At 40.6% G+C, this 18769-nt stretch carries 16 protein-coding genes; 12 read left to right on the top strand and 4 right to left on the bottom strand.

Annotated features, from left to right (window positions below; translation table 11 throughout):
- Positions 1–391 precede the first annotated feature (391 nt).
- Positions 392–1228: an octanoyl-[GcvH]:protein N-octanoyltransferase gene (gene lipL, locus H0173_RS15540; protein ID WP_221847428.1), complete on the top strand. Its 837-nt coding sequence runs from the start codon at positions 392–394 to the stop codon at positions 1226–1228.
- Between the two features lie 260 nt (positions 1229–1488).
- Here lipL and H0173_RS15535 read toward each other — a convergent pair whose 3' ends face one another.
- Complete coding sequence (locus H0173_RS15535; protein WP_221847427.1) at positions 1489–2226, bottom strand: RsfA family transcriptional regulator; 738 nt, start codon at positions 2224–2226, stop codon at positions 1489–1491.
- Positions 2227–2616: 390 nt separating this feature from the next.
- Between H0173_RS15535 and H0173_RS15530 the strand changes: the two genes are divergently transcribed.
- From H0173_RS15530 to H0173_RS15520, 3 genes are all read left to right on the top strand, one after another.
- On the top strand, positions 2617–2841 hold the full coding sequence (locus tag H0173_RS15530) for a YuzB family protein (protein ID WP_221847426.1): 225 nt from the start codon (positions 2617–2619) through the stop codon (positions 2839–2841).
- A gap of 196 nt (positions 2842–3037) precedes the next feature.
- Positions 3038–4351, top strand: coding sequence for an HD domain-containing protein (locus tag H0173_RS15525; protein ID WP_221847425.1), 1314 nt, complete (start codon positions 3038–3040; stop codon positions 4349–4351).
- 22 nt (positions 4352–4373) lie between these two features.
- Positions 4374–4883 (top strand): YwgA family protein, encoded by a 510-nt coding sequence (locus H0173_RS15520; protein ID WP_221847424.1) that lies wholly within the window; start codon positions 4374–4376, stop codon positions 4881–4883.
- 22 nt (positions 4884–4905) lie between these two features.
- Here the strand turns inward: H0173_RS15520 and H0173_RS15515 are convergent, their stop codons facing one another.
- Complete coding sequence (locus tag H0173_RS15515) at positions 4906–5091, bottom strand: 2-hydroxymuconate tautomerase (protein ID WP_221847423.1); 186 nt, start codon at positions 5089–5091, stop codon at positions 4906–4908.
- 342 nt (positions 5092–5433) lie between these two features.
- Here H0173_RS15515 and H0173_RS15510 point away from each other — a divergent pair, with 342 nt between their 5' ends.
- Together H0173_RS15510 and H0173_RS15505 are read left to right on the top strand one after the other, a co-directional pair.
- Positions 5434–6090 carry a site-2 protease family protein gene (locus H0173_RS15510; RefSeq protein WP_221847422.1) on the top strand — a complete coding sequence of 219 codons (657 nt, stop codon included), beginning with the start codon at positions 5434–5436 and terminating at the stop codon, positions 6088–6090.
- A gap of 30 nt (positions 6091–6120) precedes the next feature.
- A complete protein-coding gene (locus H0173_RS15505) occupies positions 6121–6633 on the top strand; it encodes a YwhD family protein (RefSeq protein WP_221847421.1) in 513 nt (170 codons plus the stop codon).
- 183 nt (positions 6634–6816) lie between these two features.
- Here the strand turns inward: H0173_RS15505 and H0173_RS15500 are convergent, their stop codons facing one another.
- Positions 6817–8877, bottom strand: a complete 2061-nt coding sequence (locus H0173_RS15500) for a transglycosylase domain-containing protein (RefSeq protein ID WP_221847420.1) — start codon at positions 8875–8877, stop codon at positions 6817–6819.
- 366 nt (positions 8878–9243) lie between these two features.
- Here H0173_RS15500 and speE point away from each other — a divergent pair, with 366 nt between their 5' ends.
- The 4 genes from speE to argS all read left to right on the top strand — a co-directional run bounded on the left by speE (position 9244) and on the right by argS (position 13215).
- Positions 9244–10074 (top strand): spermidine synthase, encoded by an 831-nt coding sequence (gene speE / locus H0173_RS15495; RefSeq protein WP_221847419.1) that lies wholly within the window; start codon positions 9244–9246, stop codon positions 10072–10074.
- Between the two features lie 3 nt (positions 10075–10077).
- Positions 10078–10953 carry an agmatinase gene (gene speB, locus H0173_RS15490; RefSeq protein ID WP_221847418.1) on the top strand — a complete coding sequence of 292 codons (876 nt, stop codon included), beginning with the start codon at positions 10078–10080 and terminating at the stop codon, positions 10951–10953.
- A 148-nt stretch (positions 10954–11101) separates the two neighbouring features.
- Positions 11102–11548, top strand: coding sequence for a YwiB family protein (locus tag H0173_RS15485; RefSeq protein ID WP_221847417.1), 447 nt, complete (start codon positions 11102–11104; stop codon positions 11546–11548).
- On the top strand, positions 11545–13215 hold the full coding sequence (gene argS, locus H0173_RS15480; RefSeq protein ID WP_221847416.1) for an arginine--tRNA ligase: 1671 nt from the start codon (positions 11545–11547) through the stop codon (positions 13213–13215). Before H0173_RS15485 ends, argS begins: the two co-directional genes overlap by 4 nt.
- Before the next feature lie 285 nt (positions 13216–13500).
- Here the strand turns inward: argS and cls are convergent, their stop codons facing one another.
- A complete protein-coding gene (gene cls, locus H0173_RS15475; protein WP_221847415.1) occupies positions 13501–14703 on the bottom strand; it encodes a cardiolipin synthase in 1203 nt (400 codons plus the stop codon).
- A 238-nt stretch (positions 14704–14941) separates the two neighbouring features.
- Here cls and H0173_RS15470 point away from each other — a divergent pair, with 238 nt between their 5' ends.
- A complete protein-coding gene (locus H0173_RS15470; RefSeq protein ID WP_221847414.1) occupies positions 14942–17044 on the top strand; it encodes a (Fe-S)-binding protein in 2103 nt (700 codons plus the stop codon).
- Between the two features lie 239 nt (positions 17045–17283).
- Positions 17284–18471, top strand: coding sequence for an acetyl-CoA C-acetyltransferase (locus H0173_RS15465; RefSeq protein WP_221847413.1), 1188 nt, complete (start codon positions 17284–17286; stop codon positions 18469–18471).
- Positions 18472–18769 lie beyond the last annotated feature (298 nt).

Raw genomic sequence — 18769 nt, 5'->3', positions numbered from 1 at the left:
CAAGTGCCCGCAGCGGAAATCAACGGGCAAATGCCAAAGACTAAAAACAACAATTATGCGAAAAGAGCCTTGTTAAAAGATCGCAGACGGATGACATTGTCCGTCTCTTTTTTTATTGATAAGAAGTATAACTTTTCGAGTCTGAGAAATGTCTAGCTCCAGCGCCTACCCCCTCGAGGTCACAAGCCGTTCCTCCCAGAAAGGTAAAGAACACCTTTCCGTGAGGACCGTCTTGTGCTTGTCGGGGGTGAGCACAAGGGAAAGCTTCTCTGAATAATCCTCGCAGGAACAATTTGATCTTTAATTGTTCCGAAGGCGCTTGCGCTTTTCTTATGATATAATTTGGTTTGGCCGAAATGTGACCAGTAGATTTCCTAAAAGGAGAACAAAAATGAGTGATTTATTACAGCAGGAGCAATGGAGAGTTATCGATCAATCAGCTTTGGCTGTTCATTATAATGCTATTTATTCATTTGGGATGGATGATACCCTTTGTGCATCTGTAGGAAACGGAATAGCACCGTCGACGGCAAGATCGTGGGTACATGATAATACAGTAGTTCTTGGCATTCAAGATACAAAGCTTCCTTTTCTGAAAGAAGGAATTCAATATTTGCAGGATGAAGGCTATCGTGTCATTGTTAGAAATTCTGGCGGTTTGGCAGTTGTCCTAGATGAAGGGGTTTTGAATCTAACACTAGTTTTTTCTGAGAGTCATAAAGGCATTGATATCAATCGAGGCTATGATGCGATGTGGCTGCTGATCAAAGAGATGTTTTCTGACTTTCATAAAGATATTGAAGCAAGAGAGATTGTTGGGTCTTATTGTCCGGGCAGCTATGATTTGAGTATCGAAGGGAAAAAGTTTGCCGGCATTTCCCAAAGGCGTCTGCGAAATGGAGTCGCTGTGCAAATCTATCTTTGCGTGAATGGAAGCGGAAGTGAACGTGCAGAAAGAATCGGCCGCTTTTATAAGATTGCCAAACAAAATGAGGAAACGAAATTTTCTTTTCCTGATATTAAACCTGAGGTAATGGCCTCTTTATCAGAGCTATTGGGGCAAAATCTATCGATTCAAGATGTCATGATTAGGTTTTTACATGCCTTGAAAAATAATTCGAATCACTTGTTTTCAGGCGATTTAACCGAGGAAGAAATCTCCTTGTTTGAAGGGTATTATAGTCGGATAGCTGAACGTAATGAAAAGGTATTAAGGGAAGTAAAATAATGAAAAGCCGTTAACAAGACGTTACGGCTTTTCTTTTTAATCGAGGATATTATTCTCTTCTCCTGCTCCCAAAATTGGAAGTTTTATATATATTCATTACACTATAAGAAAAATACCTTTTTGAAATTGAGAATTGTCTAGCTCCAGCACCTACCCCCTCGAGGTCACAAGCCAATCCTCCCAGAAAGTTAAAGAACACCTTTCCGTGAGGCTCGTCTTGTGCTTGTCGGGGGTGGACAAGGCGCTTGCGCATTTCTTTTTTATTCAGCTAATTTTTCTAGGTTTCCATTTCGGTCCATTTTGAACTTCGTTGCGGGCCTTTCTTCTTCTTCAAAAAGGACAAGCTTTCTTGCACGGTTCATAATTTTCATTAGCGTCTCGTAATCTTCTTGGATCGTTTCCGTGTTTTCTTCCAGATGATTAATCTTCTCTTCCAGTTCATTATTACGGCTCTTTATCTGCGCGTTTTCCCGTTTCAATCTTTCATTCTCATTTCTTAATATATCTAATTGAATGCTCGAGTGTTTTAAAGTTTGTAAGTAAGAGATCACTCGGTCAAGATTTAAATCAGATCCGCCTGTGTAACTGGTTTCCTCTGAGTATACCGGAACTGGTCTTGTCTCAATTGCTTCCACAATTTCCGCCTCTTCATCTGATGAGGAGGGGGCCACTAAAGCAGGAGTAGGCGTAATAGTTTCCACCTCTGATAGAGAAGGGACCGGTGGTGAGTATAGTAATTTTTTCTTTCCGCCTTGCTCTTTTCCTAGTAAACGCTGACGTTGCTTTCGCTGTTTTTTTGCTAGTTGAAGTGCTTTTTCATATTGATGTCTGACGACAGCATTCCAGCGAAATCCACAGGCTGCAGAGGTACGGTCCAGGCGATCGCCCACCTCTTCGAAAGCATTTAATTGTGTACTCCCTTCTCTCACATGTCTTAGAACGGTTTCAGCTAGTAATAAATCATTTTCTTCAGTCCATGCATCTTGACGAACTTTCATTTGCTTTCAACTCCCAATTATTTTACATTTTTTAATTACCTTAGTCTCAGGATGGACAGAACAGAAGAAAAATATACAAGGAAAATTAAAAGGATAGTAGATTTTTTACATTTTTCTATTTTTCACTAGATAGGTAATGTAAACACTTTAGATTCATATGTTACGGATTTTTCCTCTACTGCTTAATAAAAGCAACAACTTGCATTAGCTGGAGAGAAGCTGTAAAATACAGCAAGGAGTAATTGAATGCAAATGTGCTTATGCTAGCAGGTTCTTTTACTAGAAAATGGTTTTTTTCATATTTTTAAATATAACAGCGGCAATTTGCCAATTTTTATAGGAGAACGTTTCATATTTTCAAGTTAGACCGCAGAAAGGGTTGTAATATATATGGCAAACGAATTTAGAGTTTGCGACGATTGTCAAGGTGTTAACCTAAAGACCTTAATTCCACTATTAAAGAAAATCGATCCAGATGCAAAAATAGAAATAGGCTGTCAGTCTTATTGTGGACCTGGCCGAAAGAAGACATTTGCCTTCGTTAACAATCGTCCATTAGCTGGATTAACAGAAGAAGAATTAAAGGAAAAAATCGATAAAAAGCTTAAGAAATAAAATCACCTTAACATTGCCTTAGGGTGATTTTTGTTTGTTTAAGAATCCGTAAATAAATTCCAAATTTGCACCAAAAAGAAAAGCTATATCCCCCAAGGCTTTGAGTCGAATGCTGGGGAATTAACAGAATTTCTGTAGTGAATTGGTGAGGGAATCGGGATATAATAGAGACACATTAGAAAATCGGAGGTAAAAGATGGCATATCCGGTGGAGAAATTACGTGAAGAAAAGGTTTTTAAAGACCCTGTACATCGTTATATTCACGTGAGGGATCGCGTAATCTGGGATTTGATTGGAACAAAAGAGTTTCAGCGCCTTAGAAGGATTAAGCAGCTCGGGACTACGTACTTGACCTTCCATGGAGCTGAACATAGCCGATTTAATCATTCTTTAGGTGTGTATGAAATTATCCGGCGGATTGCGGATGATGTCTTTCAGGGCAGACCTGAATGGAATGAAGATGACCGCCTCCTTTCATTATGTGCTGCATTACTCCACGATTTAGGACACGGGCCGTTTTCCCATTCCTTTGAAAAAGTGTTTGACCTCGATCATGAGCATTTTACAAGAGCTATCATTCTCGGAGAAACCGAAGTTAATAAAGTGCTTTTAACCATCAGTCCAGATTTCCCTATTAAAGTAGCGGAAGTAATTGCAAAAACCTCAAAAAACAAACTAGTGGTCAGCCTGATATCCAGCCAGATTGATGCGGATCGCATGGATTATCTGCAGCGAGATGCTTATTATACTGGGGTTAGCTATGGCCATTTTGACATGGAAAGAATTTTGCGCGTTATGCAGCCCGGAGAAGACCAGGTCATTTTTAAACAGAGCGGCATGCACGCGGTAGAGGACTATATTATGAGCCGGTACCAAATGTATTGGCAGGTCTATTTTCACCCGGTTACTAGAAGTGCTGAGGTGATTTTAACGAAAATATTGCATCGCGCCAAGGACTTACATAGGCAGGGCTATGCTTTCAAATCATATCCTCATCATTTTGCCTCTATGTTTAATGGGGATATGTCACTCGAAGATTATATTAAACTGGATGAAGCTATTATTTTGTATTATTTCCAAATGTGGCAGGACGAAGAGGATCCGATATTACGAGATCTATGCTGCCGATTTATGAACCGAAATCTATTTAAATATGCTGAATTTGATCCAGCAAAAGAATATAAAAAGCTAGCGGAGTTATCGGTTTTGTTCCAAAAAGCAGGAATGGATCCGGAGTATTATCTTGTTGTCGATTCTTCTTCTGATCTTCCATATGATTTTTATCGTCCGGGAGAAGAGGAGGAAAGGCTGCCGATCCATTTATTAATGAAAAATGGGGAAATTCGGGAGCTTTCCCGCGAATCTGAAATAGTTGATGCGATTTCAGGTAAAAGAAGGACCGATCATAAATTGTACTACCCGGCTGACTTTGTTAAAGATCATTCCAATGCACAATCAATTAAAAAAGAAATTTGCAAGCTGCTAGAAATAGACGAGTCACGGTATTAAATGGAGTAGGAGTTGACGTATCTTGTTGAAAGATCATGCTAAAATCATTCATGCCATTGCAGCCTCAGAAGAAATCATTGGGCGGAAAAGGCTTCAGAAAATGGTGTACATTGCGAAGAAGTTAGATTTTCCTTTTCAAGAAAGATTCCAATTTCACTTCTATGGACCTTATTCTGAAGAGCTGACGCTAAGAGTAGAGGAGCTGTGCAATATGGGCTTCCTTAATGAAGTGAAGGAAAAGAAGGGCGGCTATTATCAATATCGATATACGCTAACGGAGAATGGAAAGGAATTTTTGGGCCTTAATGAAGAGGTAGCCATGCCGAACCTGCAAGTTTGCTTGACTGATATGAATAATCAAAATGCGAGATTTCTTGAGCTTGTATCGACTGTGCTGTACTTCGATACACTTCCGAAAGATGAAGTGAAAGAGAAGATCTTTACATTAAAAAGCAAGCAGCGATACACGGACGAGGAAGTGGAAGCTGCCTATCAATATATTGTAAGCTTGAAAGAGAAAGCCGGGCACTAGAGCAGCCCGGCTTTTTTCGCAATTACTGGTCGCTTAAACGCTTGCCAGCAACAGCATAATGATTCTTAGACATTTCTTCAATAAACACAACAATGTTTTCCTTTGGAGCGCCTGTTGTTTCACTTACAGCATCTGTTACTTTTTCAACGAGTGACTTCTTTTGATCCTCAGTACGGCCTTCAAGCATTTTGACAGTTACATATGGCATTTGTAATCTCTCCTTTGTAAAATAAATATTAATACGTTTCTCGTGTTTGAGAAATGTCTAGCTCCAGCGCCTACCCCCGACGTATAGGACGTACTAGTGTCGACAATGCAACAGGACGTTGCGTTTTTGTCGACCTCGAGGTCACAAGCCAATCCTCCCAAAAAGGTAAAGAACACCTTTCCGGGAGTATCGTCTTGTGCTTGTCGGGGGTGATCAAGGCGCTTCCGCTTTTCTTTGTAGTTTTTCATATTTCAGAAAAATGTGCAAGAGGTGGGTGCGTTTTCCTTTTAGCTTGTATTTCGTGTATACTTTTTCTAGAGTGAGATAAAAGGGGTTTTGCGGTTGGAACAATTTCTAGCTTTCTCGTTAGGGGAAATACCTTATGTTGCGATTACATTAATGATTGCTTTTACCGTTCATGAGTTTGCTCACGCGTATGTCGCCTATAAATTTGGCGACCCGACAGCGAAAAATCAGGGCAGATTAACATTAAATCCAATCCATCATTTAGATCCAATTGGAACAATCCTCATTTTTATTGCTGGGTTTGGGTGGGCGAGACCTGTTCCGGTGAACCGATTCTTTTTTAAGAATCCGAGGTTAGCAGGAATATTGGTTTCAATTGCTGGGCCAATAAGCAATCTGCTTATGGCGTCTTTAGGGTTTTTAATTTGGTATGCAATGGTTGGAACTGGCGTAGCATCAGGACTTCCAGCGTTTGTGCCAGATTTCCTTAATATGTTTATCCATCTTAATTTAGTCTTGTTTATCTTTAATTTAATCCCGCTCCCGCCTTTAGACGGTTATCGCATAGTGGAAGATCTGATGCCAAAATCGATTAGGCCGAAATTAACACAGTATGAGGCTTACGGATCGGTGATTTTCTTAATTCTTGTTATAACGCCACTTGATCAATATACGATTGGGCCAATTTTCCGTGTAGTGCTGCCTATTGTTGCTAATGGTTTGGGAAATTTCTTTAGCGGCATATTCTTATAATAAGTTTTTTACAAAAGGAGGAACTTGACGGTGGAAGAAAAAAAGAAGAAAAATATAGGGTTTAATATTATTAAAAGTGACCCGACTGAGGGTCATGGGGGTTTTGGCACAGGTTCATTAAGTCTTGATAATGTGTCACCAGTTATTATTGATGTAGAAGCAGGTGAGGCTTCGATCGAAGTGGGGGCCCTGCATGCACGCAGTCCTGTAGAGAGAGGTATTAAATTTCTTCCTAATAAAGAAGAGGTGCCAAATGGAAAGCCGTATTGGCTCATTTGGGTTACAATTGACCGTAAAGAGGAAGGGCCTTATTATGCAGGAGTTACGGCATGTGAAATGACAGTCGACAGAGAGATTCGCAGAGGCTATAAGTCACTGCCTGAGCATGTGAATAAAATGGATAAATCCATTAAACGCCATATCATGGTGGATCATATGGATGCAAAATCGAAAAAGGTGCTTGCAGATTTCTTGAAAAATCATGACGCTGGCATGTGGGAACGTTCCATACAACAATTGAAAGATGATTTACAAGGGAATTAACAAAAATTTTTGACTTTATGACGAAATTGTGACAGATTCCTGACTAAAATTTCGAACTACTTGCCCAAATCCGAGAAAAAAAGTAAACTATTTAACAGTGTGAATACACTGTATAGAACTAGGACACGAAAAACCTCGCGCCTTTTGGCACGAGGTTTTTCATTTTTCTACAATAAATACCATTTACCAATCAAACAACTTCTTATACCATGGCTTTTTAGCTGGTTTTTCTTTTTTATTTGGCACTTCTTCCTTATACATTAAGTGGTCTGTGCAATATTCAGTTGGTTCCGTGCCTTCGACGAAGTATGTCAGCCTTTTTACAGGGCATTGATCAGTCGCTAACTTGCCGTTTTCAGGATTCACATACACACCGACCGTTCCTTTTACAGGTTTAAAGCCTTTTACAGGTAAACCCTCATGAGCTTTCTCCATGAAATGAATCCAAATATTTTTTGCATACGATTTATCAGCTGAAAGAGTGATGGTTTTTCCTTTATCATATCCGGTCCAAACGGCTGTCACAAGCTGTGGGGAATAGCCAATCATCCAGCTGTCTGTATCTGTTGAGCCTGATTTTCCTGCGTATGTGCGTGTCATGTCTTTAATAATCGATCTCCCTGTAACACTCGTGTATCCGTTTAATTTCGGGTCAAATATACCGGTCATCATTTGGGTCATGACGTAGGCTAATTCCGGACGCAGTACAGGAATAGCCTCTTTTGTCTGTTCATAGATAATATCGCCTTTAGGATTTTCAACTCTTGTGATTAAGACGGGTGAAACCTTTTTTCCGCCGTTGGCAAAAATACTATAGGCATTTGCCATCTCAATAACCCGTACACCTGATGTGCCGAGCGCCAGTGAAGGAACCATACTCATTTTTGTCGAAATGCCAAATTTCTTTGCCGTATTAACAAGTGTGTCTAATCCTAAAAATAGATGGGTTTTTACAGCATAAATATTATCTGATAGTGCCAGTGCTTGAGCCATTGTAATGTCGCCATCTGCGTACTGGCTATTAAAGTTTTTCGGTGTATAATCAGGTCTGCCGTCATCAAAGCGAAATGTTGTTTGCTCGCTCCTCATCATTGTAGAAGGGGTAAAACCGCTTTCTAACGCTGCGTAATACAGCAAAGGCTTCATAGTAGAACCTGGCTGCCGGACTGCCTGCACGGCGCGGTTAAAAGGGCTCTCCTCATAATCTCTTCCGCCAACCATTGCTTTCACATGACCGTTTTTTGGATCCATTGAAACAAGTCCTGTCTGTATCTCAGATTCTCTAGAAATTAACTCATTTACTGTTTGCTCCGCGATTTCCTGCTGCTTTAAATCAAGGGTCGTATAAACCTTTAATCCGCCAAGCTCAATGATCCGGTCGTCCAAATGTAATTGTGTTTTTAAAGCTTGCCGTACAGCGTCTTGAAAGTAAGGAGCTATTTTCGATTTTGTATGAAGATGCTTGCCTACAATGGTAAGTGGTTCATGAAGTGCTGCTGTGGCCGACTGTTTGTCAATATAGCCATTTTCAATCATCGTATTCAAAATAACCTTTTGCCGGCTTTTCGCATTTTCGATTGAGACTAGAGGTGAATAAATGCCAGCCCCCTTTGGAATTCCTGCTAGAATCGAAGCCTCTCCAAGAGTTAATTCATTAGCATGCTTGCCAAAATAAAATTGGCTTGCCGCTTCTGAACCGTAGGCGCCATGGCCATAATAAATTGTATTTAAATAGCCTTCTAAAATCTCTTTTTTTGTATAATTCATTTCTAGTCTAATGGTGAAAAAGGCTTCTTTTAATTTTCGATTCCATGTTTTTTCATGTTCAAGGAACAGGTTACGTGCATATTGCTGACTAATGGTGCTGGCACCTTGAACCTTTGCCATTGCTTTAATATCAGCAATAATTGCTCCGGCAATTCGCGTATAATCAAACCCGTGATGGGAATAAAACTTTCTGTCCTCGATCGAAATAGTGGCATTCACTAAGTGGGGGCTAATTTCCGAAAGCTCAATCCAATATCGCTTTTGACCGTTATGACTTTCCCCAATTACGGTACCATCATCAGAATAAAATAATGTTGACTGTGGAACCGCCAGCGGAGGAGGTCCTAATATCTTTGCATAAATCAGGATGCCGGCAATGATGATAGTCGCAATCGCCATGCCGATGAGGCTTAGTATAATCATCGCACGCAAATATTTTCCAGCCTTTTTAAAACGCTGATTTGTCATAATTTCCATCGTGAACACCACCACCTCTCCAAAGTTTTCTAGTGATTATTACTAGAATTCAGTACTTTTTCTATTGGCAAAAAATTCATCTCTCACTAGTATTGAAAAAATACCTCCGTTTTAAACATTTCTGAATCACTAATTGCAATTTTTTCTTGCATTTTTGCTAGATTCATCTATACTTTTTCTCATGTTTGTAATTATTTAGATTGGGAAGTATAAAAAGAAAAGCGGAAGCGCCTTGTTTAGCAACGTATGGACTGGACCACCCTTGTCTTATCGTAGGGAAGGGGTGGGAAGTCCAATAGTTTCTAGGCGCTGGAGCTGGACAAGAAAAGCATAAATACGATTTTTTCGGAAGGAATGGTTAAATAAATGGGACTTTGGTTTACTGAGAAACAAACAGAGAATTTTGGCATTACGATGAAGGTAAAACGCACTTTACATACAGAACAAACAGACTTTCAAATGCTTGAAATGGTAGAAACAGAAGAGTGGGGCAACATGCTTTTACTAGACGGCATGGTAATGACGTCTGTTAAAGATGAATTCGTATACCACGAAATGGTTGCTCACGTACCATTGTTTACACACCCAAACCCTGAGAATGTGTTAGTTGTTGGCGGCGGTGACGGAGGGGTAATTCGTGAAGTTCTTAAGCACCCAAGTGTGAAAAAGGCGACTCTTGTTGATATCGATGGAAAAGTAATCGAGTATTCGAAAAAATACCTTCCGGAAATCGCTGGCAAGCTTGACGATCCTCGTGTTGATGTTCAAGTTGGTGACGGTTTCATGCATATTGCCCAAAGCGAAAACCAATACGATGTCATTATGGTTGACTCAACTGAGCCTGTAGGTCCAGCTGTTAACCTATTTACAAAAGGCTTCTATGCAGGAATTGCGAAAGCGTTAAAAGAAGACGGAATCTTTGTTGCGCAATCAGACAACCCTTGGTTTAAAGCTGATTTAATTCGCAACGTTCAAAAAGACGTTAAAGAAATCTTCCCGATTACACGTCTTTATGTAGCGAATATCCCAACATATCCAAGCGGCATGTGGGCGTTCACTCTTGGCTCTAAAAAGCATGATCCACTAGCTGTAAGCGAAGAACGTTTCCATGAAATTGAAACAAAATACTACACAAAAGAGCTTCATAAAGCTGCTTTCGTATTACCGAAATTTGTGAAGGATCTAGTGGAGGGATAATTCGTGGTACGTTTTGATGAAGCATACTCTGGTAATGTTTTTATAAAAAGCCATCCAAATTATGAGGAAAGTTCAGCAGTACTTTACGGAATGCCAATGGACTGGACTGTTAGCTATCGTCCAGGCTCTCGTTTTGGTCCTGCTCGTATTCGCGAAGTTTCTATTGGACTAGAAGAGTACAGTGCGTATTTGGATCGTGAATTAGAAGAAGTGAAATATTTTGATGCAGGTGATATTCCACTTCCATTTGGGAATGCCCAAAAAAGCCTTGATTTAATCGAGGAATTTATTGATGGGCTTTTAGCAGAAAATAAATTTCCGATCGGCATGGGCGGAGAGCATTTAGTGTCATGGCCAGTTATTAAGGCAATGTACAAAAAATATCCGGATCTTGCTATCATTCACATGGATGCGCATACAGATTTGCGTGAGAATTACGAAGGAGAACCACTTTCTCATTCCACACCAATTCGTAAAGCATGTGATTTAATGGGGCCGCAAAATGTTTACTCATTTGGAATCCGTTCTGGAATGAAGGAAGAATTCCAATGGGCGAAAGAAGTCGGCATGCATATTTCAAAATTTGAAGTACTAGAGCCGTTAAAAGAAATTTTGCCTACACTTGCAGGACGCCCAGTATATGTAACGATCGACATTGATGTACTTGACCCTGCACATGCACCTGGAACAGGTACAGTAGACGCAGGCGGGATTACTTCAAAGGAGCTTCTAGCTTCCATTCATGAAATTGCCCGTTCTAACGTAAACGTAGTCGGCTGCGACCTTGTAGAAGTAGCCCCTATCTATGACCCATCCGAGCAAACAGCTAACACAGCAAGCAAACTCATCCGCGAAATGATTCTTGGCTGGGTGAAATAATAAGAAAAGCGGAGACTGCACATATGTGAACAGTCTCCGTTTTTTACTAAGCAATTGAATAAATTCAAGGAAATTGTATTTGCACTTTTTAGGCAGTATATTTATACTTTATAAAGTTATAGATTGCAGGGAAAAGGATGTGTAGCGGTTGTCCACTAGACCAGCGGAGCAATTGCCTGTTAAAATTAAAGTAAAGACAGACATTCGGGATGGACGCAATAAGGATACTTTTGAACTTGTTGCGTTTGGTCGATACTATATAAAGGAAAATGCCCGTTTTCTTCAATATGATGAAGCAATGGATGAAGGAATGGCAAAAACGATCATTAAAGTATCTGATAACGAAGGTCTTATTTTACGAAGCGGTGCTGTGAAAATGAGGCTTCCGTTCATCATGAATAAAAAGCTTAAAGGAAGCTACCATACACCTTATGGCGTGTTTGAGATGGATACAATGACAAAAAGGCTGGACCACCAGTTTGATGCACAAACCGGAAGTGGCTCTATCGAACTTTTATATGAATTAAAAATGCAAGGGGCAAATTCAGGTACATACCATTTATCGATAACTTTCGAAGAGGAGGAAGAACAATGAACAGTGCAGAACAAATGCAAGACATGCTGAAACAAGAGATAAAAGCCGCTGTCTTAAAAGCAAATTTAGCAACTGAAGAACAAATTCCTAACGTTGTGCTAGAAATACCAAAGGAAAAGGCTCATGGAGATTATTCCACGAATATGGCGATGCAGCTTGCACGCGTAGCGAAGAAGGCGCCAAGAATGATCGCAGAAGAGCTCGTTGCTAACTTCGATAAGTCCGCAGCATCAATTGAAAAAATTGAAATCGCTGGACCAGGCTTTATTAATTTTTATATGGATAATAGCTATTTAACGGGTTTAATTCCAGCGGTTCTCGAAGCTGGGGACCGTTATGGGGAAACGAATGTTGGCGGAAATCAAAAGCTTCAAGTAGAGTTTGTATCTGCTAACCCGACTGGAGATCTTCACCTTGGACATGCACGTGGAGCGGCAGTAGGGGATTCACTAAGTAATATTCTAGCGAAGGCAGGCTATGATGTTTCACGTGAATATTATATTAATGATGCAGGTAACCAAATCAATAATTTAGCGTATTCTGTTGAAGCTCGTTACTTCCAAGCACTAGGATTGGAAAAAGAAATGCCAGCAGACGGCTACCACGGCGAGGATATTATTGGGATTGGGAAAAAGCTTGCTGAGGAATTCGGCGACAAATATGTCAATGTGGATGAAAAAGAGCGCTTTGATTTCTTCCGTGATTACGGATTAAAATATGAGATGGCGAAGCTAAAGGCTGACTTAGAAGAATTCCGTGTTCCATTTGATGTGTGGTATTCCGAGACATCTCTATACCATAATGGAAAAATCGATACAGCCTTACAAGCTTTAAGAGACAATGGCCATATTTATGAAGAGGACGGTGCAACTTGGTTCCGCTCTACAACATTTGGCGATGATAAAGACCGTGTTTTAATTAAAAACGACGGTTCCTATACGTACTTAACACCAGATATTGCGTACCACAAGGATAAGCTGGAGCGTGGCTTTGAAAAGCTGATTAATATTTGGGGAGCAGACCATCACGGCTATATTCCACGTATGAAAGCAGCTATCCAAGCACTAGGCTATGACCGTGAAGCACTTGAAGTAGAAATCATTCAGCTCGTTCATTTATACAAAAACGGTGAAAAAATGAAAATGAGTAAGCGTACTGGTAAAGCAGTAACGATGCGTGATCTAGTGGAAGAAGTAGGTCTGGATGCAACACGTTACTTCTTCGCTATGAGAAGCGCTGACACACATATGGACTTTGACTTAGATTTAGCGGTTTCCGAGTCTAATGAAAACCCAGTTTATTATGCGCAATATGCTCATGCACGGATTTGCAGCATTTTACGTCAAGGAGAAGAGCAAGGGTTAACTGTAAGCCATGATGCTGACTTCTCATTAATTTCAGCTGAAAAAGAAATGGATGTACTGAAGAAGCTTGGCGAGTTCCCGCAAGCTGTTGGTGAAGCTGCACAAAAACGTTTGCCACATCGAATCACGAACTATATTTTCGACTTGGCATCCACATTCCACAGCTTTTACAACGCAGAAAAAGTGTTAGACACGGATCACCCTGAAAGAACAAAAGCAAGATTAGCGTTAATCAAGGCTGTACAAATCACGTTGAAGAATGCACTTGCACTGATCGGTGTATCTGCTCCGGAAAAAATGTAATAGGAAAGCTGGCATTAATTAGGAAAGGGATTCTCCCTCCTAATTGACATGCTGGCTTTTTTTGTTTGGGTTTGGAGGTATGAGTCAATGTTTGGGGGAGTTTATTATGAGTGGGGCTTGGAATGAAGTGTCCATGAAACCCTTCGCAGGTGAAAATTATGGACCAAGGTCTTCAAGGAGAGTTCATGGAACCCTTCGCCGGGGAAAGCCAAGAACGAAGGTCTCCATGAATCACAATGAACTAAGCACTTTTTCTAAAAATAAATTTCCTTTCGAAATGACTGATTACAAAAATAATATAATCAACTGAGCCAGCCATTCCTTAATCGACCGGACAGGATCAAATTGGTTCAAGTGCTCCAGTGTCATTCGTTCTGAACAGCTAATATCCGTTTCCATAACCGCTCGAGCCTTCTGAATAAATTGATAGTCATATATATAACAATTGATCTCATAGTTGAGAAAGAGACTTCGATGATCGAAATTCGCTGTTCCGATATCACAAATTTTATCATCAATAATAATGGTTTTAGCGTGGTAGAAGCCATTCATGAATTCATAGACAAGTGCACCCTGCTCCATTAACTTTCTAAAAAAGAAGTAGGAGCCTTCCTTGACGAGAGGATGATCAGCCATTTTCGGTACAAGAATGGTGAGAGTGACACCTCTTTTCAGCGCGTCTAACAAGTCGTTGAGCAATCTTTGGCTGGGGATAAAATATGGTGTACCAATGATGATGTTTGTTTCTGCGTTACGAATCATAGCGGAGAAGGTGTCTTCTAAATAAGCGCCTTTAGAAGGGATCAGCTGATGACGGTATGGCCCTTTCGGGAGCTTAGGAAAGTATTCCGGATTCTCAAGTAAATCAATATTCGTGTCCAAATGCCAATCCGTTAAAAATTCCTTCTGCAGCCCTGCAACTCCTTCACCCATTATTTTTAAATGATAGTCTCTCCATGGCCTGAGCTTTGGGTCCAAATTAATGTATTCCTTGCCAATGTTATAGCCGCCAATATATCCAATTTTGCCGTCTATAATCGTTAATTTGCGATGATTTCGTGCCTGCAGTGAATAGAAAAGAAATGGGAGCCTTGGCGTATGGGAGTAAGAAAACATCACGCCATTCTCCCGAAGCGATTGAATCATTTTTTTATTAAATCGATGACTCCCGATCCGATCAAGCAGAAGTCGTACTTCTACACCTTCTCTCGCTTTTTCCTTTAGGATATTTAAAAAATCGGTACTAATTTTGTCGTCCTTTACAATATAAAATAGTATATGAATATGATACTTTGCACGATGAAGCTCGGAAAAAAGATCAGCGAATAGCTCTGGACCTTCCGTAAACATATTCAAGCTGCTCTGCCAATAAGGATAGTCCTTCCTCTCCAATCTTTTTAGTTGATTTTTTCTTCCTAAGTAAAAGTCAAGGAATAGCCAAAGAGCAATAAAAAGAATGATGATCCAAATTACTGTTGTAACTTTCATTGTTTTCTGCTCCTCGATTTTGTTTCCAATTATTATCTCCGGCATAACGATTTCTATTAATGTCTTTTTTATGTAATAAATATGGATAATGTAATTTGAAAATTATATAAAAAAACGTTGACTGAATGCTCATTCATTATATAATAGAATCAAAGAATAATTTCTGAATATTATATTGTGTTAAAAATTTTTGAATTATAAGAAGGACAATCCATTTAAGAGGGGAGAGCTAACGTTTATGACGGGATTGTTATGGGTAAATCTAATTGGATTTCTCCTTGTAACCGCTTACGCAATCAGTTTGTTTGTGTATGTTGTGAAAACGAGAATCGAATATATCAAACTTGGTAAAAAAGTAGAGTTCGATAACAACGTAAAAGAGCGGATGAACAAGATTTGGGTAAACGTATTTGGTCAGAAAAAGCTTTTGAAGGATAAGAAAAGTGGAATTATTCACGTTATGTTTTTCTACGGGTTTATTCTTGTCCAATTTGGTGCCATTGATTTCATTATTAAAGGAATCAAGCCTGGTGCCCATTTACCATTTGGGCCAATATATTCAGGCTTTACGTTTTTTCAGGAGCTAGTCACATTAATGATTTTGGTTGCGGTTATTTGGGCTTTTTACCGCCGCTATGTGGAAAAGCTTGTTCGTTTAAAAAGAGGATTTAAATCAGGTCTTGTCCTTATTTTTATCGGTGGTTTAATGCTTTCCGTTTTACTTGGAAATGGAATGGGTATGATCTGGAACGGTCATGAAGCTTCATGGTCAGAGCCCGTTGCCTCCGTTATCGCTGGTGCTTTCTCCTGGATGGGTGAAACCGCATCAATTGTTGTTTTCTATGTAGCTTGGTGGATTCATTTAATTTTCTTACTAGCATTTTTAGTATATGTTCCACAATCCAAGCATGCGCACTTAATTGCTGGACCTGCTAACGTTTATTTCAGCCGACTTGAAAAGCCGGGTAAATTAACAAAAATTGATTTTGAAGATGAAACGCAAGAGAGCTTTGGTGTTGGAAAAATTGAAGACTTTACACAGCTGCAAATGATTGATTTCTATGCTTGTGTGGAGTGTGGACGCTGTACAAATATGTGTCCGGCAACGGGAACTGGCAAGATGCTGTCTCCGATGGATTTGATTTTGAAGCTACGCGATCATTTAACGAATCACGGTGCCGCTGTTACATCTAAGCAGCCTTGGGTCCCAACCTTCGCATTTTCAAACACAATGGGTAACCAGCTTGCATTAGCTGGTACAGGCAAGGGGGCAGAGGAAGCGGCTGCTGGATTGGCTTACAGCCCAAGCTTAATTGGTGAAGTTATTACCGAAGAAGAAATCTGGGCATGTACGACTTGCCGTAACTGTGAAGATCAATGTCCAGTTATGAACGAGCATGTGGATAAAATCATCGACCTTCGCCGTTATCTTGTTTTAACAGAAGGAAAGCTGGATGCTGATGCTCAGCGTGCGATGACAAATATCGAGCGCCAAGGAAATCCTTGGGGATTAAACCGCAAAGAGAAAGAGAACTGGAGAGAAACACGTGAGGATGTTCATGTGCCAACTGTAAAAGAAATGAATAAAGCTGGGGAAGAATTCGAGTACCTATTCTGGGTAGGTTCCATGGGTTCCTTTGACAACCGCAGCCAGAAAATAGCTCTTTCTTTTGCAAAATTATTGAATGAAGCTGGCGTGAAGTTCGCAATTCTTGGAAATAAGGAAAAGAACTCCGGAGATACGCCAAGACGTTTTGGAAATGAGTTCTTATTCCAGGAGCTTGCGACAAAGAATATTGAGGAATTTGAAAAGGCAGAAGTGAAGAAGATCGTTACGATCGACCCTCATGCCTACAATATTTTCAAAAATGAGTACCCTGACTTTGGACTTGAGGCGGAGGTTTATCACCATACAGAGCTGCTTGCTAAGCTTGTTGAAGAAGGAAAGCTCAAGCCGCAGTTCCTGGTTAACGAAACCATTACGTTCCATGATTCCTGCTATTTAGGCCGCTACAACGAGGTATATGATCCTCCACGCGAAATCTTGAAATCGATTCCTGGCGTGAAGCTTGTGGAGATGGATAGAAACCGCGAAACGGGCATGTGCTGTGGAGCAGGAGGCGGCTTGATGTGGATGGAGGAAGAAACAGGCCATCGCATTAACGTTTCTCGTACAGAACAGGCATTAGCTGTTAAGCCATCTGTGATCAGTTCTGGCTGTCCATACTGCTTAACGATGCTTTCAGATGGAACAAAGGCGAAAGAAGTAGAGGAAACCGTTCATACGTACGACGTTGCGGAAATCCTTGAAAAGTCCGTATTTGGAGAAAATCAACATTAGTTTCTTAAGAAATTTAGTTCAACTTCAATTTGTACTCTGTGCAGATTGAAGTTGAACTTTATGAATTTTGCGTAAAATGTTTCAATTTTTACTATTTTTAAAGTAAAATAGAATTATAGATAAAGCGCTTACATTTTGGTGGTTATTTTTTTCGGCTTAGGTTGAGCGAGCGTTCAGTCGCTCGGATTGTCCGCTTTAAATGATGATGAAAATCACAATTAGAAAAAGGAGCGATACTGATGGGAAGAACCGTAATTCTTGGCGGTGCAAGAACGCCGTTTGGTAAATTTGCTGGTGGATTAAGCAGCTTTTCTGCTTCAGATCTTGGAGGATTTGCTGTGAAGGAAGCACTTCAACGTGCAGGTGTAAAACCGGAAGAGGTCGGCGAGGTTATTTTAGGAACTGTTCTTCAAGGAGGGCAAGGCCAGATACCTTCCCGTCAGGCAGCCAGAAAAGCTGGACTACCATGGAATGTAAAAACGGAAACGGTCAATAAGGTTTGTGCCTCAGGTATGCGCAGTGTGACGCTTGGTGATCAAATCATTCGTCTTGGCGATGAAGAGGTCATCGTGGCTGGCGGAATGGAGTCTATGAGTCAGGCGCCTTACTTCTTGCCAAACGCACGCTGGGGACTTCGCATGGGGGATTCAGCGGTCAAGGACTTAATGATTCACGATGGATTAAGTTGCAGTTTCACTGGTGTTCATATGGGGACTTACGGAAATGGTGCTGCTGAGGAGATGGAGATCAGCCGCGAAGAGCAGGATCGCTGGGCACTTAGAAGCCATGAGCTGGCAATTGCAGCAATGGAAGCGGGAAAATTGGCAGAGGAAATTGTACCAGTAGAGGTACCTCAAAGAAAAGGAGATTCAGTCGTTATTTCAGAAGATGAATCACCGAGAAAAGATACGTCGGTTGATAAACTGGCAAAGCTTAAATCGGCATTCGGATCAGGCGGAACGATTACAGCTGGGAACGCACCAGGAGTGAATGATGGGGCAGCAGCACTCGTTCTAATGAGTGAGGAGAGAGCAGCTCGAGAAGGCAGAAAACCTGCAGCGATCATTCTGGGGCATGCGGAGATTGCGGTCGAAGCAAAGGATTTCCCGAAAACACCAGGTATCGTAATCAATGAGCTGTTAAAAAAGACAGGAAAAACAGTTGAGGATATTGATCTTTTTGAAATTAATGAAGCATTTGCAGCTGTTGCACTAACAAGCGGCAAGATTGCTAATTTAGATGAAAATAAAGTAAACGTAAATGGCGGTGCGGTAGCGCTTGGACATCCGATAGGAGCGAGCGGCACTAGAATTATTTTAACGTTAATGCATGAATTAAAGCGTCGAGGCGGAGGATTTGGCATTGCAGCCATTTGCAGCGGAGGAGGCCAAGGTGACGCGATTATGATTGAGGTTCCGAAGAGCTGATTTTAATAATCAGAATTCGTATGTTTCTCAGGCAAATTAGCTGTTTCGCAAACAAAGCGATTGGTAACGCAAACAAACTAATAGTTTTCGCAAACAAAGCGGTAGGTATTTCAAATAAATTAGCAGTTTCGCAAACAAAGCGGTTGGTAACGCAAACAAACTAATAGTTTTCGCAAACAAAGCGGTTAGTATCGCAAATAAAATAACAGTTCGCAAACAAAGCAGTAGGTATCGCAAACAAATTAGCAGTTTCGCAAACAAAGCAGTAGGTATCGCAAACAAACTAATAGTTTTCGCA

The sequence above is a fragment of the Bacillus sp. S/N-304-OC-R1 genome (assembly GCF_019749375.1).
Classification (GTDB): Bacteria; Bacillota; Bacilli; order Bacillales; family Cytobacillaceae; genus Cytobacillus.
This window is presented reverse-complemented; position numbering and strand designations above follow the sequence as displayed.

Coding starts and splice junctions, on each gene's coding strand:
- lipL (WP_221847428.1), top strand. CDS start 392: ATGAGTGATTTATTACAGCAGGAGCAATGGAGAGTTATCGATCAATCA.
- H0173_RS15535 (WP_221847427.1), bottom strand. CDS start 2,226: ATGAAAGTTCGTCAAGATGCATGGACTGAAGAAAATGATTTATTACTA.
- H0173_RS15530 (WP_221847426.1), top strand. CDS start 2,617: ATGGCAAACGAATTTAGAGTTTGCGACGATTGTCAAGGTGTTAACCTA.
- H0173_RS15525 (WP_221847425.1), top strand. CDS start 3,038: ATGGCATATCCGGTGGAGAAATTACGTGAAGAAAAGGTTTTTAAAGAC.
- H0173_RS15515 (WP_221847423.1), bottom strand. CDS start 5,091: ATGCCATATGTAACTGTCAAAATGCTTGAAGGCCGTACTGAGGATCAA.
- H0173_RS15500 (WP_221847420.1), bottom strand. CDS start 8,877: ATGGAAATTATGACAAATCAGCGTTTTAAAAAGGCTGGAAAATATTTG.
- speE (WP_221847419.1), top strand. CDS start 9,244: ATGGGACTTTGGTTTACTGAGAAACAAACAGAGAATTTTGGCATTACG.
- argS (WP_221847416.1), top strand. CDS start 11,545: ATGAACAGTGCAGAACAAATGCAAGACATGCTGAAACAAGAGATAAAA.
- cls (WP_221847415.1), bottom strand. CDS start 14,703: ATGAAAGTTACAACAGTAATTTGGATCATCATTCTTTTTATTGCTCTT.
- H0173_RS15470 (WP_221847414.1), top strand. CDS start 14,942: ATGACGGGATTGTTATGGGTAAATCTAATTGGATTTCTCCTTGTAACC.
- H0173_RS15465 (WP_221847413.1), top strand. CDS start 17,284: ATGGGAAGAACCGTAATTCTTGGCGGTGCAAGAACGCCGTTTGGTAAA.